Annotated in this window: 38 protein-coding genes; 32 read left to right on the top strand and 6 right to left on the bottom strand. The window is 39.4% G+C overall.

The window, feature by feature from the left end:
- Positions 1 to 18 precede the first annotated feature (18 nt).
- Positions 19 to 426, top strand: a complete 408-nt coding sequence (gene glnR / locus MTN95_RS01185; RefSeq protein WP_010334345.1) for a transcriptional repressor GlnR — start codon at positions 19 to 21, stop codon at positions 424 to 426.
- 57 nt (positions 427 to 483) lie between these two features.
- On the top strand, positions 484 to 1818 hold the full coding sequence (gene glnA / locus MTN95_RS01180) for a type I glutamate--ammonia ligase (protein ID WP_105954294.1): 1335 nt from the start codon (positions 484 to 486) through the stop codon (positions 1816 to 1818).
- Between the two features lie 117 nt (positions 1819 to 1935).
- Here glnA and MTN95_RS01175 read toward each other — a convergent pair whose 3' ends face one another.
- Genes MTN95_RS01175 through MTN95_RS01165 form a run of 3 tightly spaced genes read right to left on the bottom strand, consistent with a single transcriptional unit; the run spans position 1936 to position 3980 of the window.
- Positions 1936 to 3081, bottom strand: a complete 1146-nt coding sequence (locus tag MTN95_RS01175) for a site-specific integrase (protein ID WP_063695048.1) — start codon at positions 3079 to 3081, stop codon at positions 1936 to 1938.
- Between the two features lie 52 nt (positions 3082 to 3133).
- Positions 3134 to 3601: an ImmA/IrrE family metallo-endopeptidase gene (locus tag MTN95_RS01170; RefSeq protein WP_248336680.1), complete on the bottom strand. Its 468-nt coding sequence runs from the start codon at positions 3599 to 3601 to the stop codon at positions 3134 to 3136.
- A gap of 7 nt (positions 3602 to 3608) precedes the next feature.
- Positions 3609 to 3980, bottom strand: coding sequence for a helix-turn-helix domain-containing protein (locus tag MTN95_RS01165; RefSeq protein ID WP_213407740.1), 372 nt, complete (start codon positions 3978 to 3980; stop codon positions 3609 to 3611).
- 177 nt (positions 3981 to 4157) lie between these two features.
- On the opposite strand from MTN95_RS01165, the gene MTN95_RS01160 reads away from it, so the two are divergent.
- From MTN95_RS01160 to MTN95_RS01145, 4 genes are read left to right on the top strand one after another with little or no spacing between them, the layout of a single operon-like run.
- Positions 4158 to 4403, top strand: a complete 246-nt coding sequence (locus tag MTN95_RS01160) for a helix-turn-helix domain-containing protein (RefSeq protein ID WP_041056152.1) — start codon at positions 4158 to 4160, stop codon at positions 4401 to 4403.
- Between the two features lie 12 nt (positions 4404 to 4415).
- On the top strand, positions 4416 to 4685 hold the full coding sequence (locus tag MTN95_RS01155) for a hypothetical protein (protein WP_019712253.1): 270 nt from the start codon (positions 4416 to 4418) through the stop codon (positions 4683 to 4685).
- A gap of 30 nt (positions 4686 to 4715) precedes the next feature.
- Positions 4716 to 5027: a hypothetical protein gene (locus tag MTN95_RS01150; RefSeq protein ID WP_248336678.1), complete on the top strand. Its 312-nt coding sequence runs from the start codon at positions 4716 to 4718 to the stop codon at positions 5025 to 5027.
- Positions 5024 to 5257 carry a hypothetical protein gene (locus MTN95_RS01145; RefSeq protein ID WP_017697530.1) on the top strand — a complete coding sequence of 78 codons (234 nt, stop codon included), beginning with the start codon at positions 5024 to 5026 and terminating at the stop codon, positions 5255 to 5257. Before MTN95_RS01150 ends, MTN95_RS01145 begins: the two co-directional genes overlap by 4 nt.
- On the opposite strand, the gene MTN95_RS01140 is transcribed toward MTN95_RS01145, so the two are convergent.
- Positions 5254 to 5493: a DUF1883 domain-containing protein gene (locus MTN95_RS01140; protein WP_017697529.1), complete on the bottom strand. Its 240-nt coding sequence runs from the start codon at positions 5491 to 5493 to the stop codon at positions 5254 to 5256. The genes MTN95_RS01145 and MTN95_RS01140 overlap by 4 nt on opposite strands.
- A 58-nt stretch (positions 5494 to 5551) precedes the next feature.
- Here MTN95_RS01140 and MTN95_RS01135 point away from each other — a divergent pair, with 58 nt between their 5' ends.
- From MTN95_RS01135 to MTN95_RS01100, 8 genes are all read left to right on the top strand, one after another.
- Entirely contained in the window at positions 5552 to 6205 is a 654-nt protein-coding gene (locus MTN95_RS01135; protein WP_248336676.1) for a Rha family transcriptional regulator, read from the top strand.
- Between the two features lie 12 nt (positions 6206 to 6217).
- Positions 6218 to 7066, top strand: coding sequence for a hypothetical protein (locus MTN95_RS01130; protein ID WP_248336674.1), 849 nt, complete (start codon positions 6218 to 6220; stop codon positions 7064 to 7066).
- Between the two features lie 127 nt (positions 7067 to 7193).
- Positions 7194 to 7598 (top strand): DUF6809 family protein, encoded by a 405-nt coding sequence (locus MTN95_RS01125; RefSeq protein WP_248336672.1) that lies wholly within the window; start codon positions 7194 to 7196, stop codon positions 7596 to 7598.
- A 14-nt stretch (positions 7599 to 7612) separates the two neighbouring features.
- Positions 7613 to 8386 (top strand): Replication protein O, encoded by a 774-nt coding sequence (locus tag MTN95_RS01120; RefSeq protein ID WP_248336671.1) that lies wholly within the window; start codon positions 7613 to 7615, stop codon positions 8384 to 8386.
- Entirely contained in the window at positions 8379 to 8735 is a 357-nt protein-coding gene (locus tag MTN95_RS01115) for a replicative helicase loader/inhibitor (RefSeq protein ID WP_248336669.1), read from the top strand. Before MTN95_RS01120 ends, MTN95_RS01115 begins: the two co-directional genes overlap by 8 nt.
- Entirely contained in the window at positions 8736 to 10064 is a 1329-nt protein-coding gene (gene dnaB, locus MTN95_RS01110) for a replicative DNA helicase (protein WP_248336667.1), read from the top strand.
- Positions 10054 to 10266: a hypothetical protein gene (locus tag MTN95_RS01105; RefSeq protein ID WP_248336666.1), complete on the top strand. Its 213-nt coding sequence runs from the start codon at positions 10054 to 10056 to the stop codon at positions 10264 to 10266. Before dnaB ends, MTN95_RS01105 begins: the two co-directional genes overlap by 11 nt.
- Positions 10263 to 10463 (top strand): XtrA/YqaO family protein, encoded by a 201-nt coding sequence (locus tag MTN95_RS01100; RefSeq protein ID WP_248336664.1) that lies wholly within the window; start codon positions 10263 to 10265, stop codon positions 10461 to 10463. The genes MTN95_RS01105 and MTN95_RS01100 overlap by 4 nt, the downstream gene beginning before the upstream one ends.
- A gap of 91 nt (positions 10464 to 10554) precedes the next feature.
- Here the strand turns inward: MTN95_RS01100 and MTN95_RS01095 are convergent, their stop codons facing one another.
- On the bottom strand, positions 10555 to 10824 hold the full coding sequence (locus tag MTN95_RS01095) for a hypothetical protein (RefSeq protein WP_019712243.1): 270 nt from the start codon (positions 10822 to 10824) through the stop codon (positions 10555 to 10557).
- Positions 10825 to 11016: 192 nt separating this feature from the next.
- Here MTN95_RS01095 and MTN95_RS01090 point away from each other — a divergent pair, with 192 nt between their 5' ends.
- From MTN95_RS01090 to MTN95_RS01080, 3 genes are all read left to right on the top strand, one after another.
- Positions 11017 to 11475, top strand: coding sequence for an ArpU family phage packaging/lysis transcriptional regulator (locus tag MTN95_RS01090; RefSeq protein WP_248336662.1), 459 nt, complete (start codon positions 11017 to 11019; stop codon positions 11473 to 11475).
- A gap of 496 nt (positions 11476 to 11971) precedes the next feature.
- Positions 11972 to 12337 (top strand): hypothetical protein, encoded by a 366-nt coding sequence (locus tag MTN95_RS01085; RefSeq protein WP_248336660.1) that lies wholly within the window; start codon positions 11972 to 11974, stop codon positions 12335 to 12337.
- A gap of 147 nt (positions 12338 to 12484) precedes the next feature.
- A complete protein-coding gene (locus MTN95_RS01080) occupies positions 12485 to 13189 on the top strand; it encodes a hypothetical protein (protein ID WP_130572385.1) in 705 nt (234 codons plus the stop codon).
- Positions 13190 to 13349: 160 nt separating this feature from the next.
- Here the strand turns inward: MTN95_RS01080 and MTN95_RS01075 are convergent, their stop codons facing one another.
- Complete coding sequence (locus MTN95_RS01075; RefSeq protein WP_146910690.1) at positions 13350 to 13574, bottom strand: hypothetical protein; 225 nt, start codon at positions 13572 to 13574, stop codon at positions 13350 to 13352.
- A gap of 79 nt (positions 13575 to 13653) precedes the next feature.
- On the opposite strand from MTN95_RS01075, the gene MTN95_RS01070 reads away from it, so the two are divergent.
- The 15 genes from MTN95_RS01070 (at position 13654) to MTN95_RS01000 (ending at position 22956) form a co-directional block, all read left to right on the top strand.
- Complete coding sequence (locus tag MTN95_RS01070) at positions 13654 to 14064, top strand: HNH endonuclease (protein ID WP_248336658.1); 411 nt, start codon at positions 13654 to 13656, stop codon at positions 14062 to 14064.
- Between the two features lie 322 nt (positions 14065 to 14386).
- Positions 14387 to 14881: a phage terminase small subunit P27 family gene (locus MTN95_RS01065; RefSeq protein WP_248336656.1), complete on the top strand. Its 495-nt coding sequence runs from the start codon at positions 14387 to 14389 to the stop codon at positions 14879 to 14881.
- Positions 14874 to 16580 carry a terminase large subunit gene (locus tag MTN95_RS01060; protein ID WP_248336654.1) on the top strand — a complete coding sequence of 569 codons (1707 nt, stop codon included), beginning with the start codon at positions 14874 to 14876 and terminating at the stop codon, positions 16578 to 16580. The genes MTN95_RS01065 and MTN95_RS01060 overlap by 8 nt, the downstream gene beginning before the upstream one ends.
- A gap of 16 nt (positions 16581 to 16596) precedes the next feature.
- Complete coding sequence (locus MTN95_RS01055; protein ID WP_167568553.1) at positions 16597 to 16803, top strand: hypothetical protein; 207 nt, start codon at positions 16597 to 16599, stop codon at positions 16801 to 16803.
- A 4-nt stretch (positions 16804 to 16807) separates the two neighbouring features.
- Positions 16808 to 18034 carry a phage portal protein gene (locus MTN95_RS01050; RefSeq protein ID WP_003237409.1) on the top strand — a complete coding sequence of 409 codons (1227 nt, stop codon included), beginning with the start codon at positions 16808 to 16810 and terminating at the stop codon, positions 18032 to 18034.
- Entirely contained in the window at positions 18027 to 18623 is a 597-nt protein-coding gene (locus tag MTN95_RS01045; RefSeq protein ID WP_248336652.1) for an HK97 family phage prohead protease, read from the top strand. Before MTN95_RS01050 ends, MTN95_RS01045 begins: the two co-directional genes overlap by 8 nt.
- 48 nt (positions 18624 to 18671) lie before the next feature.
- Positions 18672 to 19877 carry a phage major capsid protein gene (locus tag MTN95_RS01040; protein ID WP_248336650.1) on the top strand — a complete coding sequence of 402 codons (1206 nt, stop codon included), beginning with the start codon at positions 18672 to 18674 and terminating at the stop codon, positions 19875 to 19877.
- 26 nt (positions 19878 to 19903) lie between these two features.
- The gene (locus MTN95_RS01035; RefSeq protein ID WP_248336648.1) at positions 19904 to 20296 is read left to right on the top strand and encodes a collagen-like protein; all 393 of its coding nucleotides are present in this window, start codon (positions 19904 to 19906) and stop codon (positions 20294 to 20296) included.
- A gap of 54 nt (positions 20297 to 20350) precedes the next feature.
- A complete protein-coding gene (locus tag MTN95_RS01030) occupies positions 20351 to 20644 on the top strand; it encodes a head-tail connector protein (RefSeq protein ID WP_014479872.1) in 294 nt (97 codons plus the stop codon).
- Positions 20634 to 20960, top strand: a complete 327-nt coding sequence (locus MTN95_RS01025; RefSeq protein WP_248336646.1) for a phage head closure protein — start codon at positions 20634 to 20636, stop codon at positions 20958 to 20960. The genes MTN95_RS01030 and MTN95_RS01025 overlap by 11 nt, the downstream gene beginning before the upstream one ends.
- On the top strand, positions 20960 to 21352 hold the full coding sequence (locus tag MTN95_RS01020; RefSeq protein ID WP_248336644.1) for an HK97-gp10 family putative phage morphogenesis protein: 393 nt from the start codon (positions 20960 to 20962) through the stop codon (positions 21350 to 21352). The genes MTN95_RS01025 and MTN95_RS01020 overlap by 1 nt, the downstream gene beginning before the upstream one ends.
- The gene (gp17, locus tag MTN95_RS01015) at positions 21349 to 21768 is read left to right on the top strand and encodes a tail completion protein gp17 (protein ID WP_248336642.1); all 420 of its coding nucleotides are present in this window, start codon (positions 21349 to 21351) and stop codon (positions 21766 to 21768) included. Before MTN95_RS01020 ends, gp17 begins: the two co-directional genes overlap by 4 nt.
- Positions 21761 to 22342: a major tail protein gene (locus MTN95_RS01010; protein ID WP_231834089.1), complete on the top strand. Its 582-nt coding sequence runs from the start codon at positions 21761 to 21763 to the stop codon at positions 22340 to 22342. Before gp17 ends, MTN95_RS01010 begins: the two co-directional genes overlap by 8 nt.
- Positions 22343 to 22399: 57 nt before the next feature.
- Complete coding sequence (gene gpG, locus MTN95_RS01005) at positions 22400 to 22762, top strand: phage tail assembly chaperone G (RefSeq protein ID WP_167568559.1); 363 nt, start codon at positions 22400 to 22402, stop codon at positions 22760 to 22762.
- Between the two features lie 38 nt (positions 22763 to 22800).
- Positions 22801 to 22956 (top strand): hypothetical protein, encoded by a 156-nt coding sequence (locus MTN95_RS01000; protein WP_396022364.1) that lies wholly within the window; start codon positions 22801 to 22803, stop codon positions 22954 to 22956.
- Positions 22957 to 23006: the final 50 nt, after the last annotated feature.

Raw genomic sequence — 23006 nt, 5'->3', positions numbered from 1 at the left:
GAAAAGGAGGAAATTGAGATGAGTGATAACATTCGCCGCTCAATGCCTTTATTTCCAATAGGAATTGTCATGCAATTGACCGAATTATCAGCAAGACAAATTCGGTATTATGAGGAAAATGGACTGATATTTCCAGCTAGAAGCGAAGGAAATAGACGATTATTCTCATTTCACGATGTAGATAAACTGTTAGAAATTAAACACCTGATTGAACAAGGTGTAAACATGGCAGGAATTAAACAAATTCTGGCGAAAGCTTCGGCCGAGCCGGAACAGAAACAAAATGAGAAGACGAAGAAACCAATGAAACATGATCTGTCTGATGACGAACTGAGACAGCTCCTGAAAAACGAGCTTATGCAAGCCGGCCGTTTTCAAAGAGGAAATACATTCCGTCAAGGCGACATGTCCCGCTTCTTTCATTAATCCGTTAGCAACTGTTTTGCTATATACATTTACCTTTTAGAGGAGGAGTTTTACGAAATGGCAAAGTATACAAGAGAAGATATCGTAAAATTAGTAAATGAGGAAAACGTCAAGTACATTCGCCTGCAATTTACCGACATTCTTGGAACAATCAAGAACGTTGAGATTCCTGTAAGCCAGCTTCCAAAAGCACTGGATAATAAGGTCATGTTTGACGGATCTTCTATTGAAGGTTTCGTTCGCATCGAAGAATCAGATATGTACCTGTATCCTGATCTAAATACATTTGTTATCTTCCCATGGACAGCTGAAAAAGGTAAAGTAGCACGTTTCATCTGTGATATTTACAATCCGGATGGCACACCTTTCGAAGGTGACCCGCGAAACAACTTAAAACGGATTCTGAAAGAAATGGAAGACCTGGGCTTCAGTGATTTCAATCTAGGACCTGAGCCTGAATTCTTCTTATTCAAATTAGACGAAAAAGGCGAACCGACTCTTGAATTAAACGACAAAGGCGGATATTTCGACTTAGCTCCAACTGACTTGGGAGAAAACTGCCGCCGCGATATCGTTCTTGAGCTTGAAGAGATGGGCTTTGAAATCGAAGCATCTCACCACGAAGTAGCACCTGGCCAGCACGAAATCGACTTTAAATATGCTGGTGCAGTCCGCTCTTGTGACGACATCCAAACGTTTAAACTAGTTGTTAAAACAATTGCCCGCAAACACGGTCTGCATGCGACATTTATGCCAAAACCGTTGTTCGGTGTGAACGGTTCAGGTATGCACTGCAATCTATCACTCTTCAAAGATGGCGTTAACTCATTCTATGATGAAAACGCAGATCTTCAGTTAAGTGAAACAGCGAAACACTTCATTGCAGGTATCGTGAAGCATGCAACAAGCTTTACAGCAGTAACAAACCCGACAGTGAACTCTTACAAACGTCTTGTTCCTGGCTATGAAGCACCTTGCTACGTTGCATGGAGCGCGCAAAACAGAAGCCCGCTTATCCGTATCCCGGCTTCCCGCGGCATCAGCACACGTGTTGAAGTGCGCAGCGTAGATCCAGCTGCGAATCCGTACCTAGCACTTAGCGTCTTGCTTGCTGCAGGTTTAGACGGAATCAAAAACAAACTAGAAGCGCCAGCTCCAATCGACCGCAACATCTATGTGATGAGCAAAGAAGAGCGCATGGAAAACGGAATCGTCGACCTTCCTGCAACACTTGCTGAAGCATTAGACGAATTCAAATCAAACGAAGTGATGGTCAAAGCCCTAGGCGAGCACCTATTCGAGCACTTCATCGAAGCAAAAGAAATCGAGTGGGATATGTTCCGCACACAAGTTCATCCTTGGGAGCGCGAACAATATATGTCTCAGTATTAATCTCTCAATCCCTTGGCACTATTGGTGTCAGGGGATTTTTTGATTGCTTCACAATTTTAATAACTTAATATAAATCATACACCACCCACAAAACACCCACAAAAAAACAATAAAAAATCACTCCATAATTGTGGAGATATAATCTTCGTACTTATTCATTGAATCCCTATCAATCTTTTTGCTGATGTGTGAGTAAATATCTGACGTAACTTGAATACTTTTATGACCCAGTCGTTCTTGTACATATTTCATTGAAGCACCTGACTCAAGGAGCAAAACAGCATGTGTGTCACGAAGGGCATGAATAGGAAGTTTCTCTAGACCAGCTTTATTTAGTATTCGGACAAAAGCATTAAACAAGGACGATTTAGGTAAATGTGAACCATCTTTGCGAGTGAAGACTAAGTTAAGGTCATGGTGATAGATCTCATTAAGCTGAAGTTTATCTTCGTTTTGTCGTTTTCTAAGTTCGTGAAGTTCATTTACCAACCTTTGATCAATAGTAATAATACGTTTGGATGTATAAGTCTTAGGGTCACCAAATAATTCATCTTTTGAAGCTGCTTTAAAATCTAGAGTTTTAGAAATTGAGATGGTTTTATTTTTTAAATCAATATCTGACCACTGTAAAGCAGCAGCCTCGCCTTTACGCATGCCAGTATTTATGAGTGTTTTAAAGAAAATATAGTACATATAACCATATTCATATGCTACACGTAAAAAAAGAGGTATGTCATCGCTATTGATAAACTCCATATTGTATTCTCGTTTTTTATTTGTTTTAATCTCGATACCATAACAAGGGTTTTTTTCGAGTTTTCCTAATACTACTGCTTTCTCCATCGCATTTCGCATTGTTCCATGTATAATTTCGATGGTTCGTTTACTATATTTTTGTTCGCAAAGGTGGTTGATAAATTTTTGGTAGAGGATTGGTTTTATGTCTTTAATATCAATATCTTTGAAGTACGGAATAATATGATTATTTATGTTTCTTTTATGTAATTCAAAAGTGTTTTTGCGCACTGATCCTAATTTATACTCTTTTAACCAGTCTTGCAGATAATTTTTAAGATAGTAGGGGTGATTATCCAATTCAAGATCATTAAAAATTCGTTTTTCTGTTTCAGCAGCAGCCAATTGAGCCTCTTTTTTTGTGGAAAAACCACGCTTAGATTTTTCTTTAAACTTTTGATTGATAGGGTCTTTGTAACGAATTCTATATTCCCATGTTCCATTTGAATGTTTGCGAAAACTCGCCATAATTATGATCACCTCTAATAAGAATATGTGTTCGATTTTTGTGTAAATTTTTTTACGTTTGAAAGGTTTCGAACATTTCGATCACCCCTAAGGGTTGAAAGCAAATTGTTAGTCCGTTTACCTCTTTAAAATAACCGTACTCTTCAATATATCTTTTAAGAGCTTCGTCCAAGAATTTTTCTGTTACATTAAGAAACTCAGCGAGTTCATAACGATTTTTAATACCTGCTTTATGGGCTTGAATAATTTTATTTAGTGGTACTAATTTTTTGTAAGCCCAATTTCTAGCTCTCAATTCTTGTTTTCTGTTTTGTACGGTTGACTGATCGAGTATTTGGCCAGCAGTTGTAAAGTGATGTCCTAATTCTTCAGCTAGAACCTCTCTTTTTTCTGTATTCGATAACTTTTTATTTATCCAAATAATTCCATCTGAATATAAACCTTTTATTCTTCGGCTGAGTTTCTTTTCGAATACTGTTACTGTATCTTCTGATTCAATTAAAAGGTTTTCATAACTCATTTATAGACTACTCCTGATTGTTTTTTCTTTTTGATTTTACAAATTCTTTAAAGCGACGAATTTCCTCGAGCTCTTCTTCAGTCCAATCTTCTCCATCGTGATGCGCAGCAATGGTCTCTACGTCTTCATGGATTTTAAATTTCAAAGGTTTGACCTGCATATCAGATATACCTACTAAATAATCGGAGGATACATTAAAGTAATCAGCAAGGATCCGTACAATTTCCATTTTTGGATCTGATTGTCCGTTTTCATACCGAGATATCATGCTTTTACTGATACTTGTCTCATATTTTTTATTTAATTCTAAGACCAATTCATTTATGCTTTGCTTGTTTTTATCACGTAAAGATTTCAACCTTTCACCAAATACATTCATTCTTTTATCTTCTCCTATTCGATATTCCTTGTATGGGAATATTTTATAATATGTGTTCCTTAAATGCAACATTTTATCCAAAAATGATTCCATATTAGGAACATTTTTTGTTGACACAGAAAATAAAGTGTTTTATATTTGAGTTGTTCCTTAATCGGAACGGAAGGAGGCGGTGATTTGGAAACTAGAAATAGACAACCATACAATAAAATCAAAGCATATTTTGTAGAAAATGAAATTAAGCACAAAGACGTGGCAGCTTTATTAAAAGTGAAGCCTAACACTATTAGTAAAAAGTTAAATGGTTTTGGAGGAGACTTTTCTCTAGAGGATGCAAAAAAGATGCATTTTCATTTTGGCGTACCGATCGCCTATTTTTTTGAACCTGTCGTTCCTAAAAAGGAACGATCGCTTATATCATAAGGGAGTGATTTGGTGTTATCTGTTCAAGTAAATGAAGAACAAATTAAGCAGCTTTGTATTCAAAAAATTGAAGAGAAATTGAATGAGGCCAGAGATTCATACACCTTTTGGGATATGAAAGAGCTATGTAGACAAACAAATATGAGTCTGAATTTTATCAAGGAGACTTTCTTTTATGATGAAAGATTTCCGAAATATCGTGTCGGAAAGAAATGGCTCTTTCCAGAAAAACAATGCAAAGAGTTTTTACTCAAATGGCTTTCAGAACAACCAAGAAATTAATACCAATCTATAAGAAATGTAGGTGGGAAAATGAATGAAAGTTTGAAGTTGAATGACATTCAAATAATAAACCCGGAACCGGACTTAGATATTGAAGCATCTTACAAATTCATAGATTTTTTGTTTAATAGCGGACCGCTTTTCGCGTTTTCAAAAAATCCAAGTGATAATTCAGGCTTGAAGTTTGAAATAGCAAAAAAGACACAGCCTGTAAAAGGCCGTGTGATGCTTGAGTTTGTCAGCGCAGGAACAGAATACTGCGTACATATGTGCGAGGCTGAGGAACTAGAAATAATTGAAGTCCGATGCAGGGAATTAGAAAGAATGGAGGCTACAACATGAATAATAAAAATAATTCGATCCCAGCAGTAAAGGTGGAAGGCGTGAAAAAAATTATTAGAAAAAGCGTCGAAGATGAGTTTATATGTAACGTTATTGAATTTGTTACAAAAGAGGGCTTGACTATTAACAATATTGAAGCTTGCATGGAAAAAGTATATGAGCATATGAAAGCAAATGCTTTTTTAGGGAAAGACTACCAAGTAGATACCGGTAGCCTTATAGAAGATTAATAGAAGCGGTATCGATATCGTCCACCGCCACGGACTATTAGATACCACCTTCCAGCACCACGGACTGAGATATTTACTGGTGTTCGTGTATAGTGCCCACCATAGTATTTGAATCTTCGTCCAGCTTTATAGTTTTTAAAATTGATGCTGTCTACAAGAAATACATCAGCAGCATGCTCTAAATGAACTTCAACCGATAAAGAATTGTTTGTATCAGCATAAGGTATTTGAGTCATTGGATAAACACCCCCTATCTAAATAGATAGGAACATTATACCAATAGGAGGAAATAAATTGAATAACACTTTAAATTTAATCGAATCAAACGGACAATACCTCATGGACAGTCGAGACGTTGCTGAATATATAGACAAACGACACGACCATCTTTTGAGGGACATCAAGAAATATATTGATGTTATTTCAACCAACCCAAATTTGGGGGCGTTAGATTTCTTTGTTCCTTCGACTTATCAGGACAATAAAGGACAGATAAGACCTCATTATCTTCTAACAAAAAAAGGCTGTGAAATGGTTGCAAATAAAATGACGGGAGAAAAAGGTGTGTTATTCACAGCTGAATACGTTACAAGATTTAATGAAATGGAGCACCACTTACAAACTGGTTATTCGCAGTTGAGTCCACAGTTACAACACATGATCCGTCTTGAGCAAAAACAGAATGAACAAGACAAACGTTTAGGCAAACTTGAAGACAATTTGAGTATCGACTCCTTTCAACAAAATGTTATCCAAAAGCAAATTAAAAAACGTGTTTATGAAATTCGTGATAGATACGATGACAGCCCAGAGGGGACACGCCGCCTATTTTCAAGTATTTACCGCAATTTTAGGGACGCTTTCGCAGTGCCTTCATACAGGGATTTGAGAAAGTTAGATTTTGAGGATGCTAAGGCATGGATTAAAACATGGCGGCCGTTAATTTAGGAGGATGAGAATATGAATAAATTTGAGTTTTATAGTCGTCTCAAAGCTTTAAAAGTAGAAGTGAATCATGTAACGAAGGAATTTCATGCTTTCATCAATGACACATACAAAGCCTTTTGGCGTGGTGTTGATCATATCGCGGAATCTAATTTGATGTATTTGTTTGTTGGCATGACTGAGGCGGATATTCCTGAAAAAGTGAGTCATGACCTACGTAAATTTTTCAACGTAGATAAAATTATGTCCGTTTCAAAATATAGTCCATATAACGCCTTGGTGTGGATCAAACGATTACAGCGGGAAATGAATCGCGGAGAAATCACCGCTTCTAAATATCGCAAGCGCTTGTGGTCTATTTTAGCCGAGCTTGAGGATTTAGAGGAAGCGAATGAATCTATAGGGGAAATGGGCGAAAATTCCATCGCTGAGATTAAGCAAGAAATTGAAAAAGCAGTTAAATTAAGTCCCTCTTATCCAGAAAGACTTGAAAAGCATTTAGTCTTGTCAATGGGTTTCTGGAAAATGAAAAAGAATGATTTTTTATCTCTGCTGTCTATAGATCATAGCAAAGAAAGAGCGGCTGAAATGAGAAGCACAATTGATAATATGCCGGATGAAATAGATTTTGATAGGTTCATGCTTGAGGTATTTGTGAAAAATATTGAGTCGCCAGATGATGATGTTTTCTTTGATATTTTCTATAGAGGTGTAATGGATCGAATCATAAGCGGGGAGATTGATACTTCAAAAATATTACATGAGGTTATTAAAGAACCAATTCCGGTGTATAAAGCCGAAAAAGACGAATATGGCCGCATCGCCTCAATAGAGAAGGATCGGCCAAATCTCACATTACTCTAAGATGTAAGAGTCAAACATACGGTCAAGAAATAGTGTTGCCGCACTTTTTCTTGATTTATTCAGATAGACAATACCACGACTTAACGAAAATATCAATCTAATAAATAAAACAGGGGAGAGTTCAATTATGAAATTAATGGGTACGCCTACTAAAATAGCTGCTATTGGTGAACAGATCGGAGCGGATATAAATAAAACGACTGTATGTGGTAAGTATTATGATGCTGGCATGGTTACTATGCTCAAATTGATAGCGACGAAGGCTTTACATGAGCCATTAGATAGTGACAAAGAGAATGTTGAATGGTCACAAAAAACAACTAAAGCAAACGACAGAATGAATAAGCTTTATGCAGTATTAAGCGAGAAGCTGCCGGCAGACTTAAAGCCGCTTTTGCAGGACTTTGACGAGGCTTGTTCAACAAAAGCAGCATATGAAAGCGAGGATGCTTTTATATCAGGGTTTATTGCCGGTTTCCGTTATCTCATGGGAGAAGTGGCTTATAGCGATGAATTGAATTTTTACAAGTAAGCAAGGTGATTCTAATGATTGGTTGGATAAAGCTTCATAGGAGTGTTCAAGATCACTGGATTTATCAAGAGAAAAGGAAGTTTTCTAAATATGAAGCTTGGCTCGATTTACTCATGATGGCCAGTCATAAAGATAATAAATTCGTTCTAGGGAATGAGCTTTACGAGGTGAAGAGAGGTCAATTTATTTCCTCAATTCGTAAACTTGGTGAGCGTTGGTCATGGTCTAATACCAAGGTAACGCAATTTCTTGACCTGTTACGGAAAGATGAAATGATTGATTTTAAAAAAGACACTAAAAAAACGCTTATAACCATTGTGAATTATGGGGTTTACCATGATTCAGAGGAAGAAAAAAAGACAGTGATCGAACACGAAAACGACACGAAAGCGACACAAAAACACACAATCAAGAATGATAAGAATGTAAAGAATGAAAAGAATATAAATACTTCTCGTCTCAAATATGAAATTTGCGACATGGAGAATGCGGAATTTTTGTTTCAAGAAATTCTTAAAAATAATCCCGATGCTAAAAAGCCCAATCTTGAAAAATGGGCTAATGAATTTAGGTTAATCCGAGAAAGAGATAAACGGACAGACAAACAAATCAAATACTTAATTAGGTGGTCACAACAGGACAGCTTTTGGAAAACCAATATCCTAAGTCCATCCAGCCTTCGAAAACAGTTTGATAGGCTTGTGACCAAGATTAAGAGTGATAAAGAACAGGAGACAGCAAAGAGAACTGTTATACCTAAAGGAGAGGAGTTTAATTTGGATGATTAAAAAACAAACCTTCGAAATTATGTCTCTTATCAAGCAATACTTTGAACATTTTGAGATTACGCAAGAAAAAATTGATTCTTGGCATGAACTTTTGCAGGAAGCTGAATACGAGGAAGTACGCCGCAATCTAATCAACTTTTGCCGATTGAATAAGTTTCCGCCGAAGGTTGCAGACTTGTTGAATGCAAAGCCTGCAACAGTTGACCGGATGAATGCTATTCCCTCTGTAGAGGAAACAAAAGAGTATCTTGCGAAAATGGCTGCTCCTAACGAGCTAACAGATCAAGAGCGGGCATCCATAGAGAAATCAAAAGCAGAAATCAGACGAATGCTTGGGATCGGTGATTAAATGGACACGAACCAATTTTTATACAACATAGATGCGGAGCAGTCCTTTTTAGGGGCGCTCCTTTTAGAACCTGAGCTAATAAAAGACAGTCGCATTAAGCCGCTCCATTTATCACAGTTCAAACATAGAAATCTATTAGCTGCGATGATTGAACTAGATTCTAAAGGGATCCCGATAGATTTGGTTGCAATCGTGGAGCAAGTAGGACGTGACAACTTAGGCAGCGTTGGCGGGCACAAATATTTATCCGACTTAACTGAGTCGGTGCCGACTACCGCCAATATTTCCTTTTACGAAAAGCTTATATTTGAGTATTGGCAAAAAAGAGAAATGAGCAAGATCGCGGAGGAAATTAAGCAAAATGCCGCTCATGAAGATGTGTCCTCAACTATTCAAACGAGCATATCCAATTTAATGCGCTTAGAAGACGCTACAGGCGATGAAGAGGACGGTGCAATACAAAATGACCTATTAGACATTTACGAAGAGCTAGCGACCCCAAAAGGGGAAATTACGGGTATGCGAAGCGGCTTTGCAGAGCTTGACCGAATGACTTCGGGTTTTCAAAAGCAAGAATTGGTCATCATTGCCGCTCGGCCGTCTGTCGGGAAAACTGCTTTTTGCTTAAATGTTGCGGCTAATTTTATGGGGAGTTCATTAAATCAATATAGCGGCGGCGCAGTGGGTATTTTCTCTCTTGAAATGTCACGTAAGCAGCTCTTAAAAAGAATGGCTTCAATTCTTGGAAATATTAATGCAGATGCGATACGTACGGGGAATTTGACAGCGAATGACTGGAACAAGCTTTCACAAGCAAATGGTATTCTTGGTTCTGCTGATCTAAGAATATTTGACCGCCCAGGCGTCACAGTAAACGAAATATGGTCAAAGGCAAGGAAAATGAAACGGGAGTATGCCGGCAAAGATATCTTGATCATTATTGATTATTTGCAGCTGATTACAGGATCAGCAAAACATAGGGGGAACAGAACACAGGAAATAGGCGAAATAAGCCGCATGCTCAAGCATATGGCCCGAGAGTTAGACATTTGTGTGATTGCTCTTAGTCAGCTTTCAAGGGGCGTTGAACAGCGGCAGGATAAGCGCCCAATGATGTCTGATATTAGGGAATCAGGGCAAATCGAACAGGACGCGGATGTCATTGGGTTTCTTTATCGGGACGATTATTATGACAAGGAAAGCGAAAGTAAAAACATCATCGAAATCATTATTGCAAAACAGAGAAACGGTCCTGTTGGTACTGTCTCATTGGCGTTCATTAAAGAATATGGATTGTTCTTAAATTTGGAGCGCAGGTTTGACAGTTAGAGATTGGTATCGCGAAGCGCTGCGGCATAACTATTATTCTCTCATTCTGCTGATAGAGTTTTTGGTTTATGAGAAGAAAACCATAAAACTGCAGGATCCGGAACAGGCGCTTAATTTTTATTTGCAGGAAAGATTTAAGGATAAAATGAACGCTTATTTGTTGGCATACGAGCAGCGGATTAAAAGGAGGGAAACAGTTTGAGATTAATCAATTTAGATCATATAATTGAAAGAGATAAACTTGTCATAGACACGAAACAGCACGATTGTTTTGCGGTTATTCTATCCAATGGAGCTGCAAGGATGATCCCACTCCCCCCATATGGGGAAACAAAGATAATTACAAATCAAGGCAAGGTCACCCGCTTTAAATGGGACGAAGGTGAATTGTTTAATTGAATACAAGTCCAAGACGGAAAACCTGCGGACACTGAACCTACAGCGCTAATGCTTTAGTTAAGTGTCCGTTGGCAGCTTCATTCTGTTAAATTTAAAGAGGTCGTGCATAAAGGGCTGTCCAAGTTCCGTCACTTGCTAGCCATGCATCTTTTAAGTACCATTTATAAGGGGCGAAGGGAAGTATGTTAGGGATAACATCACGGGATTTCCAGCCACCGACTTTCATAGTTTCTATGTCTTGCGCTGTTATTGCGTGATTGTTTGAACTTGAAACTTTAGGACTTTCAGCAAAAGCTGGTGATGCAGAAACTAGTAGAACTAGAGACAAGGCGGAACCAGTTAAAACTTTTTTTAATTTCATTTTGAAATCCTCCCTTTATTTTTAATACACCTGTATTATCACACTGTTTGGGAACTTTGTCCAAGTAAATTTATGTTAATTTTTTGTGAACTAAATAATAGTCCAAGACGGAAAGCCTGCGGACACTGAACTTACAGCAATAGCGCTGTTTGTTCGGTGTCCTTTTTTATTTTGAATAATCAGGAGGTAAATATGAATCAAATGACATTAAACCTGCCTCAGATTGACGAAGAAGCCACTAAAGCAAAAGCAGAGCAGCTGCTTGATCAATACCGGTTATATCTCTTACAGGTGCCAGATGATTTTTTGCCAAAGGTTACACCAGCTTATAGCATTGTTCCGCCGAGTATTACGAATGAATTTCATTCATCGACAGAAGATGCAGCATTAAAACGTCTTGATTGGGAGATTCAGCGTGATAAATTTCTAAAAAGGATCCAAAGGGCTGTTAACCGGCTTACTCAAAGAGAACGGCAGATCATTGTCATGCTCTATATGCAGCCGGAAGAACTGTGTGATTATGAAGTTTATACGGAAATGAATATGAGTCATCGCAACTATTACCGAGTGAAGGCAAAAGCTTTCTACAGACTAGCGTTTGCTCTAAGAGAAGAAGTGTACAAGAAGAGGCAGGAAAGTGCTTCTGTTTGATAGAAATGAATGTTAGAAAATGGAGAAAATGATATTATCGTGTTACAGGAGGTGATCCGAATGAGTAGAGGTGCTGGATCAAAGAAAGAACAAAAAGGTATGGTTTGATAACTTTTACAATCACGTATTAGGAGGTGAACATTTATGAGCAGAGGAGCAACAGGTTCACGTTTAGATCAAAAAGGCATGTATTGAGATTTGTAAAAAGGATGGTGTTTCTTTTGAGTAGAGGAATGACAGTAAAATAATTTTGGCACAAATTTGGCACGATAACGGCACACCATTTTGTTTTCAGTCATGTATTATGGTAATAGGTAATAAATCGACAGGCGCTTTCCTAATCGGGAGGGCGTTTTGTTTTTTTTATGTAAAAACCTCAGGTTATTTTAGGTTTAGTGAACAATTCGACAAATTCCGAAAAATGGTAAAAAAGTAGCTGGAAAATATAAAGTTAAATGGTATATTTTATTTACATTCTGAAAAGGAGATGAGTAAATTGGTTAAGAAGTTAATCTCGTTTGGCCTTTTAATTAGTATGTTAGTTGTGGGTGCTGACGGTGCTCTTGCAGCAGGACAGGAATCTAAAAGTGTCCAAGGTACAGGAGAAATTACTGTTAATGGTATTGGTCAGTACGGCAGATGGACTATTCAAACTGGGGTAAATGGTGGCGACATTCAGGGCTTATTATATGAAGACTGTGGGAATGGCATTAAAAGATTAGATGAAATGAATACTGGCGGAGTTTATGTCTTCGATCAACTTTCAAACAACGCTTATATGCAATTTGGATGCAAATATACTTTGGACTTCAGAGAGCATAGAGGAACTGGCGGCAAAGGGTTTATAAGAAACTGGAACTAAAGTTATTAATAAACAAAGAGCATCCTTTAAGGGTGCTTTTTGTCTTACGACTGCTACTAGTTATGAAGGGTGCTTTTGTTCGACAAATTCTGCAAATAGTTCCTTTAATTACTGCTTTCACCGATAATAAGGGGGAGGTGAAACAGTGTGGACGAACTTATAAAAACTTTCGGTGTACTACCCACCGCATTAACAGCTGCAGCAGCTATTATAGTACCATTTATTACTTTTATTTTAGGTAGAATCAATGAAGATCATAAAGTTAAGTTTGAATACAGAACTTTTATGGTGATGGATGAGATAACAGGAAAATACCATCTTAAAAATGCTCCTTTTGTAAAGAAGGGGTCCAAGTTATTATTGCCAAAGAGCTACGAGAGTTTAGAGAAATTTATAATAGGAAAAAGACTAGATCAAGATGAGAATTTCACTGATGTATCTAGATTTAACTATTTACAGGTAAGGACTGTTGGGAAAAGTATTATTACAGGTGGATACATTAAAATAAAATTAGGTAACGATGATGAGAGTATAATAGAAACATCTTTGCCATTTATGCTTCCCGATGATGAGGTTTATATCCCACTGGATATAACTCATGAGAATGTTACTAATCGCAAATATGGAATTAAAAGAATAGATGTTTGGTATCAATTGCAAACAGGACAACGGATGAAATATAAAAGTGTAAGATCATTTAAAGAGGAAGAAAACGAGACAATCATTAAAGATAGTCATAGTGTAAAAAAATTTCATTTATATTACTGGAGGATTCAAAATTTAAGAGGAAAGAACATGGGATGGTATTATCTGAATTTAAATAAAAGCGAACAAAAGAACCCTTCTAACTGAAGGGTTTTTATATTCTCTGTAAACTGCTTCCGGTAAATCTCAGGATAGACTATTGGCGGTTAACGGCTTGAGTACGGTGGCAGTTTAGAAAGAATATGATAGGAGTGATAAATTTAAAAAAGAAACCATCTACACCATAAGGTATAGATGGCACGAGTCATTATTTTTTTAACTTAGATTTGATTTCTTCAGGAATAAGATTCACTAAGGAATCAGGGTGAGTTCTATTCAGCTTAGCAGCTAAAGCATAGTATTTTGCGAATGTATTAGCAATGTCCTCTTCTGTTACAACTTCAAACTTTCTAATATGTAACTGTGTTAGTTCAGTTGCAACATCCAGTGGATTACGCTGAATAGGGGTTGGTTTAGTAGTAATATCAGCCATATTTATCACCTCCTGGTTAAATTATATCGTATTTGGGAATTGAAGTGTTATATTTTTCTAGTTGTTAAAAGGAAAGGAAGTGATAGTTCTGCCGTTAAAAAGATGTAACGCGCCAGCCTGCCGTAACTATGTGGACTGGGCACAGCGCTATTGTGAGAAGCACGAGGGCTATGCTGACAAGCAGTACAACAAAGATGTGAGATACAACAGGGAGAACAATGAACTCTATTCTTACTACCATTCGAGAGAGTGGAAGCTTCTTCGTGAACAGAAGCTTAGAGAAAGCAACTATCATTGTGCCGTCTGTGCCTCACAGGGACGTTTAAATAAGTCTCATAGGTTAGTAGTCCATCACAAGTTCAAAGAGCTTAGAGACGTTTTAAACGATGATCAGGCACGTACTGATTTAAATAATCTTGAGGTGCTATGTCAGTATCATCATAACCAAGTCACGTTTGGGAAAGGAGAAGGTAATGCAGACAATATTTGAGCATCCGTATCTAACATCGTGGTTTATTTTCTGGTTTGCATGCTGTTTTCACTCATTAACTACAATAAATATCAAAAAAGACGACTGAAGTCCCCCCGAACTTTAACCGGGTACCAAAAAATTTTTCCTGGGTATCGGCGCCCCCTCTTCTTCGTAAAATTTGTTGAAATGAAATTTTGATTTTTACTATTTTGAGCCGTTTTTGAATATGAGTTCTTTGCGCTTGATCCCTTATCCAGCATAAGTTGATCGGCGTTTTTATTATGCGTTCATTTGTTGAAAATCAGTAGTGCGGAAATTCGCTGAAAGGTGGTGGTTTTTATTGGCGAGAAGAAAACAAATGACGGAAACACTAAAAGGACAAATATCTAAAGATGAATTGCAGAAACGGCAGCAGCAGGAAGAAAAATTAAAAGGTTTTACGCCATTGCAAGAGAAACCACCCTACTGGCTTTCGACAATGGCGAAAAATGAATGGGAAAGAATATACCCTTATCTCAGCGAGCTGCCAATATCAGAATTAGACAGGACGCTCTTTGCTCTGTTTTGTAACAGCTACGCACAGTACAGGATAGCGCTAAATGACATTAACGAAAACGGTCAAACGATCGAAGAAATAAACAGCAAAGGCTTTCCTGTCAAAAAGAAAAACCCGTCCGTTGATATCATGAATAGCATGTCAAAAGAGATACGCGGAATAGCAGGTCAGTTAGGGCTTTCATTAGACTCAAGGCTGCGTCTTGTTGGCTTGGGTGACGATGAGGGCGAAGAGGACCCAATCACAAAATTCATGAAAAGCCGTGGTAAGAATGGTTGATCATGTAAAGGCATATGCCCAAGCGGTTATAAGCGGCGAGATTGTTGCGGGTGAGTATATCGTTCTTGCTTGCAAAAGGCATATGGAGGATTTGGAAAGATCGAAACTTGCACCTTTCAACTATTATTTTGATGTGGAAGAGGCAAACGCAAGAATTGACTTTACTGAAATATTGCCAAACCCTGAGACTGGTGAACCGGTAGAATTGTTGTCATATCAAAAATGGATTATTGGAAGTATCTTTGGTTGGAAAAGAAAAGATAATGGCAACCGACGATTTAAAAGAGCACTAATAACAAAGGCCCGGCGTAATGGGAAAACGTTTTTAGTCTCGACGATGGGAACGAATGAGTTTTTCCTCTGCGAAACACCAAAACGCAACAGAAAAATTGTATTTGCCTCCAATGCCTTAAAACAGGCGAGAATCGGCTTTGAGTATATGAAAGACCAAATAAGAACATTGACAAATGGTTCAAAAGCCATGAAAAAGAGAGTCAAAATTTTAGACGCTGAAATAAAAGACTTGTATTCAGGCAGCACGGCATATCCCATTTCCTCTGATACGTCTACGGGAGACGGATTTGCGGCAACAGTCGCAATCATAGACGAATGGCACGAAAGTCAAGATTTGAAAATGTACAACCTTTTAAAATCGGGTCAGATCGCTTTAAAAAATAGCTTGCTTGCAATTATCAGCACAGCAGGATTAAACCCAAACGTCCCAATGTATAGGGAAGTTCAAATGCTGAAAAAGGTTTTAAGAAAAGAGCGGTCCATGGATGACTATTTCATAGCTATTTATGAACAGGACGACGTTGAAAAAGAGGCGGAGCTCCCAGAAACATGGATAAAGTCAAACCCTATCTTGGAGCATCCAGAGATTGGCGAAACCGTCATGGAGTCATTAAAGATGGACTTGATAGCCGCAAAAGAGCAGCGGAACCTAAATGCTTTATACGTGAAAAACTTTAATGTGTGGCGGCAAGTGAGTGAAGAAAGTTTTATCTCTATTGACGATTGGAACGCCTGTGCCGTGGACGAAGCGCCGGACCTTGTCGGTCGAGAGGTTTATATTGGGCTGGACATGTCAAGGTCAGACGATCTAACGGCTGCGTCCTGGATTTATCCACTTGATGACGAGGCAAGAAGGTATTACGTTGACAGTCATTCATTTGTTGCGACAAAGGGCGGCCTGGACCAAAAAATAAGCCGGGACAAAATTGACTATAGGGAGATGGCTGACCGGGGTTACTGCACCATTACTGATAAAGAAACCGGGATAATCAATCAGCAGCAGGTCATCGACTACATTAAGCATAGAATTAAGTCGCAAAAGCTTAAGGTTAAAGGCATTCTTTATGACCCTCATGCTATTTCCTTGGTGTTGAATGAGCTGGAAGAATACCCGTTAATTGAAGTGGGGCAGGGGGCGAAGCGACTTTCCCCACCAGCAAAAGACTTCCGGCTATGTGTTTATGATAAGCGCATCATTCACACTGACAATCCTTTACTGACAATTGCCGTAAACAATGCAATAGTCAAAGAGTTTAATGATTTAATCAGGATTGATAAAGATAAGAACCGTGAGAAAATTGACCCGATCGCGGCAATGATCACGGCTCACTATGAAGCGATGCACTATTACACAGATGAATTTGATTGGAACTCTTATTACGAAAGCGAAGAATTCACTCTTTAGGAAAAGGAGGGGCGCCATGAAAATCGGAAAAATAAATACATTTTTGTTGGGAGTATGTCAGTTTATTAAGTTGAACTTGCATACTCTTTTATTTTTGGCCGGCTTGTTTGTTATCGACTATGGGGTTTTCTATCTTCATCCAGTAGCCGGCTTTATTGTGGCGGGTCTTTTTCTCGTTCTTATTGCCTTCTTGCTGAATCCAAAAGAAGAGGAAGGGAGGTGATTAAGTGGCATTCTTTCGATCGTTAGATAAGCAGAGCCCAGGAGCGCGAGAGTTCAATGAAATCATTCTCGGCTTGGACGGACTGTCTTACACGTCTGTCAGTGCGATTAAAAACAGCGATGTATTCACGGCGGTTCTCACTCTTTCCTCTGACATTGCAGCGTCGCCAATTATGGTCCACCAAAATGGTGTTGAGGAAAAGGATTCCGACCTGTTCAGGTTACTGAATGAGAAGCCTAATGATTATTATTCAGGGTACTTTTTTAAATTCATTCTTGTGGCCAACGCTCTAATGAATGGCCAGTCTTACGCGGAAATAGTCCGGGACAAAGAGGGAACGCCTTTAGAGCTGATTCATTTATTGAACAGTGAAGTCTATGCCGAGCAGCTGCAGGACCGGAATGAAATACTGTACCGATATTATCCGTCTGGCGGCAAAGAAAGAGTCTTGAAGCCGGAAAATGTACTGCACATTAAATTTTTCAGCATGGACGGAATAACGGGTATGAGTCCTCTTTCTAGTCTTAAGCATGAAATTGAAAGCCAGGAGGCTGGGAAGCGCCTTGTTACAGACTTTTTCAGAAGAGGCGTCAACTTAAGCGGTATCGTAAACATGAAAAAAGGTCATTTGTCTTCAGAGGCAAAGGACAAAATCCGTAATGAATTTGAAAAAGCAAACTCTGGCATAAAGAATCAACAGCGGGTTGTTGTGCTCGATGAAAACATGGAGTTTAGCCAGTTAGAAATCAATACGAAAGTGCTTGAGGTCGTGAATAACTACACGCATTCAACGAAACAGATAGCCAAAGTGTTCGGGCTGCCGGCGCACAAGTTGGGTATTGAGCAGGTCAACACGTCACTTGAACAAGCTAACCTGGACTATCTGACAAATACACTTTCAAACTATTTTGCGGCCATCGCCTCAGAGCTTAATTTCAAAATGCTGCCGTACCCTTTAAACCTGCAGCGGAAATTTCAATTCGACACACGGCGATTTAGAGAAACGGACGCGAAAACAAAGCGCGAGAATGTTATTGCCTTGCTGCAAAACGGTATTTTCTCTCTCAACAATGCCCTGGCTGAGTATGGTTACGAGCCTATACCAAATGGGGACAAGCGTTACATGAGTTTGAACTATGTGAACATTGATTCAATGGACGAGATTCAGAAAGCAAAAGCAAAGAGCCTGCCGATCTCGTCAGCAGGTGAAGGAGGTGAGGGGAATGTCTAAGGAAGTAGAGATTAGAACATCGCAGGAAGGGGCCTTAAAAGCTCATTCAGACAATGACGGCCCAAAAGTAATTAGCGGTTATGCTTTAAAGTTCGGCACCCGCAGCCACAACCTGGGCGGTTTTATTGAAATGATTGATAAAAGGGCCCTTGATCAGACAGACATGAGCGATGTGCGGGCATTGATTGATCATGACCCGTCCAAGATTCTTGGTCGGACGTCTGCCGGCACGCTTAAGCTTGAAGTTGATGACATCGGCTTAAGGTTCGATGTTACTTTGCCTAATACACAGTACGCATCGGATTTATACGAAAATCTGCGGGTTGGCAATATCTCTAATTGTTCTTTCGGCTTTATGCTAGGGAAGGATGGAGACAGCTTTACTCGTGACCAGGAAACCGGCCTGCCGTTGCGGAGCTTGAGAAACATTTCAAAGCTTACAGATGTGTCAGTCGTTACTTATCCGGCTTATGAAGACACTGACGTGACAATTGCAAAACGGAATTTACAGCAGTACGAGGAAAGAAACCGGAATCCGGAAAAAGAAAAGCTGCTGCTGCAGCTGGATTTATTAAAAATGGGATTGTAAAAGCACTCGAAAACCGGGTGCTTATTTTATTTGAAAAGGAGCAAACACATGTTATCTGAAAAAATTAAGGAACTGAGATCACAGGTTACTCAAAAACAAACGGCCATTAATACAAAAATCACAGAAGCCCATAAACGAGCAGAAGAAGACAAGCTGGACGAAGCTACAGCTCTGAAAGGTGAAATCACTTCCATGAAAGAAGAGCTTGACGGCCTGCAGAAAAAGCTTGCGGAGTATGAAGAGTTAGCCGGGCTTAAGCCGGAGAACCCTGCACCAGCTGGGGGTAAAGAAGAAGACGACGAGGAGAAAAGATCAATGCATGGCGGTGGCTTCCGTACAATCATAAAACCAGGTAAGACAGAAGAGGTAAGAGCTTTTGAAGAGTTTCTGCGATCAAAAGGGGAAAAACGCGACGGGTTGAAATCTGATGGCGCAGAAGTGCTAATTCCTATTGATGTAATCACTAAGCCACAACAGGAACTGGAAGACGTTGTTGACCTTGGCACAATGGTAAATAACGTTTCTGTTACAACTTCTTCTGGTACTTATCCAGTTCTGGAGAACGCAAGCACTCAACTAAACTCTGTGGAAGAACTAGAGAAAAATCCAGAGTTAGCGAAACCAAAATTTAAGAAGGTGGAGTGGAAGGTTGTAACATACCGTGGTCAATTGCCAATTTCTCAGGAGGCTATTGACGATTCAGGTGTTGACTTAACGGCTCTGGTAGCAAATTATTTGCAACAGATTGAACGCAATACACGAAATTCTCGAATTGCTGCAGTTCTGCGCACATTTACAACGATGACAGTCTCAGGAACTGACGAACTTAAGAAAATTCTCAATGTGTATTTAAAACAGGCCTATAAACGTGATATTGTCGCAACTTCTTCAGCGTTCCAATTCTTAGATACGTTGAAAGATAAAAACGGCCAGTACATTTTACAGCAAAATATTTCATCCCCATCCGGAAAAGTATTGTTTGGAATACCGAACACAGTTGTAGATGATCTTGTTTTAGGTGAAAAAGATGGCGACGCGGTTATGTTTATCGGGGATTTAAAAAGGGCTGTTCTTTTTGCGAATCGATTAAAAGCTACAGCGAAATGGGTGGAAAATGATCTTTATGGACAGGTCCTTTCCCTGGCGATTCGTTTTGATGTGAAGAAAGCTGATGACAAAGCCGGCTATTTTGTCACTATCAATCAACCGACAACTAGCACAGAAGACCAGTCAGCGGTAGACGTGGGACAATAAAAAATAATTGAAAAGGATGATTAAAAATGGAGAAAGAATTTCTAAATAAAAGCGGAAACGTTTGGACAGCATCGGAAATGGACACGGACGGAAAACCGATAACGCGGGTTTACCTTGGCGGAAACAGTGAAGAAAATCCTCTGTTTATCAAGGGGATGCAGGGAGAACAAGGCCCACAAGGTCCAGCAGGTCCGCAAGGCCCTAAAGGCAATCCTGGCGAACAGGGACCGAAAGGAGATACAGGCCCACAAGGTCCTCAAGGAAAGACCGGCGCCCAGGGTCCTCAGGGTGAAGCTGGTCCTCAAGGTCCTAAAGGAGACAAGGGCGATCCTGGTAAAGACGGTTTTGGAACGGAAGAGCAATATAATGAACTTGTTAAACGTATTGAAGCCCTGGAACAAGTAGCACAAGCAAAATAATGACGTAATGGGACGCATACCGGCGTCCCTTTTTGTTTGTAAAGGAGTGTTGGAATGACGCTTGAAGAATTAAAGCTTGCGATGCGTATAGATCACAATTTTGATGATGGGTTTATCCAGCGTCTAAAAGATACTGCGGAAGATTATATCAAGGATGCCGTAACGCTTTCGCCAAACAGGGATGCTTTCTTTCAAAACAACCCTAAATTTGATACAGCTGTCATGTTCCTGGTCGGTGCCTGGTATGAACAGCGCGTATCCTCAATGGACAAAGCGTTGCAAGAAATACCTTTCGGCGTAACAAACTTTATTCAGCAATTCAGAGGGGCGTATACAGATGGAATTTAGCCGGCTCAATACACGCATCACTTTTGTTACACGAAAGAACGGGAAGGACCCGGAAACCAGGGAGAATATTGTGGTAAATGAGCCCTTATTTTCTTGCTGGGCTGAGATAAGAGAACAGAAGTTAAGGGAAAAGCTCACGACAGCTGGCACCTTCTTAGAGAACAGCATTACGTTCATTATTCGCTATCAGCAAGTTAAGAAGGTGACAAATAACATGCATGTTCTTCATGATGATGAGCTTTATGAAATAAAAGACATTCTCCCAAATTCTCAGGACAAAAACCTGATCAATGTTTTTGCGGAGAAGGTGAGCTGATGGCGCGGCAAGATGACGGGATTGGCGGCATAGAAAAAGAGCTTGATAAGCTTGCAAGAAAAAATACCAGGGCAGCCAAAGCAGCCGTCCAGGCAGGCGCACAGGTTTTTGCTGAGGCTCTGGAACGTAATACGCCCCGAGGCAGAGAAAGCGACCACGACCCCCACAAAGTACACATGAAAGATAATGTGGTGTACACAAAGGCGAAGGAAGACGGGGAGATATATGCAAGTGTGGGTTATGGGAAAGAAACGGCATCCCGCCTACACTTCTCTAACTTTGGAACGATCAAGCAGCCCCCGCAGCATTTCATTGAGAGGACATCAAACGAGATGGAGCAAACGGTTTTGCAGATTGTACAGCAAGTTTACATGAGGGAGCTGGGACTATGATGCTTCCCATTCAGGAAATTGAAAAGCTTTTAAGTGAAAACGAAACCCTTACTTCTTTTGTGGGCAGTGACCGGATATTCCTGGTCTTTGTTCCAGAAGAAGATCAGGACATAGAAAAGGCCCCAATGATTCGCATTAACGAGCTTGAGAGTCACAGAAAAGACTATGCGGATGATAGGGCCCTAACATTTGAGGTTGATATTCAAATAGATTTATGGACCAAAACAATAAAGGACGCCCAGGCTATTCAGCCTGTGATTGATCAGATCATGGCAGAGAACGACTACAAACAATATGCGTCAGCCTTTGACCGTGACCCGGATATTGCTCTGTATCGGTACGCCCGTAGATACAGAGCGACGAAATTAATTGATGTTCAAAAAATAAACATAGAAAAGGATGATATGAATGGCTAAGACGGGACTAAGCGGCATTAAATATGCTGAGCTTGTTGATGAAAAAGCCTCTGCTATCGTAGATATGCCGGGGGCAATTGAAGCGAAGCTGGACGTTTCTTCTGAACTAACACCCCTTTATGCAGATGATGGCATTTATGCGGTTAAGAGTTCAGGAGTTAGTGAAACAAAACTGGAATTAAACGTCGCAGACCTTACCACAGAAATGAAAAGGACTCTTTTAGGTGTGCCAGTTGTTGATGGTATTGAAGAGTATCATAAAGATATGGAGCCGCCTTACGTGTGCATCACATGGCGTCAAAAACACCATGAGAAAGGCTATGTGTATTATGCCTTGTTAAAAGGGAAATTTGGCATCCCTTCTGTGGAAGGAAAAACGAAAGAAGATAAAGTGGACTATCAAACAGATACGATCGAAGGGCAATTCTTGCCGCGTAAAGCGGATGGGCTTGTGTTCCTGATTGGTTACGATCAAAACGATGGATTTACATTAGAGAAATTCTATCAACGTGCTTATGGGATGCTGCCAGACGGCATGACAACAGAAGAAGTAAGTGCAGACTTAGGAAAATAAAACTGGCAGCCGGATGACGGCTGCTTTTTCTATAAAAATTAAAAGGTGGGTTTCACAATGGTTAAAGCAGTTTTAAGAGACTATGCCCTAGCTGAAGTAGATGAAAACGGCGAAATTGTATCTGTTCCAGAAAAAACATTTGTTCAGCCAATTGTTACAGCAAGATATACGTATAGAGCTTTAGAAATACATGCAAATGCAATGGATGAAGAATCTGGAATGACAGAGCATGATGTGATGGATGACATGATCACTCTTGTTTTGGACATATTCAAAAATCAATTTACATTTGATGATATTCTAGACGGTGTTCAATCTGATGATTTATTTGACTGGCTCAGAGATATTATTGATCAGGTTATGGTTAAAGATAAAAAAAAGGCTCAATTGAAGAAGAAGGCCGTGGAGTCTCAAAAATAACAGGGAAGCCAATGACCTACAGGGACTATCTTAACAGAATGAAGCAAATGTATCTTGACTTGATAGAAAATGGTTACAAGCTTCATGAAATAGATGACATGGATGTACAACGCTTTTTTGATCTTGCAACTTACAAGCATGAGGAAGAAAACAAACTTGTCCCTGCTTATCAAATATTCGGTGCAACTTTGTAAAAGGGTGTCTGTAAAGGCGCTCTTTTTGTATTTCTAAAAAACGATAGAAG

Source organism: Bacillus sp. 2CMS4F, assembly GCF_023161785.1.
Taxonomy (GTDB): domain Bacteria; phylum Bacillota; class Bacilli; order Bacillales; family Bacillaceae; genus Bacillus; species Bacillus halotolerans.
The sequence above is the reverse complement of the archived record's forward strand: the minus strand, read 5'-3'. Positions and strand labels throughout refer to the sequence as shown.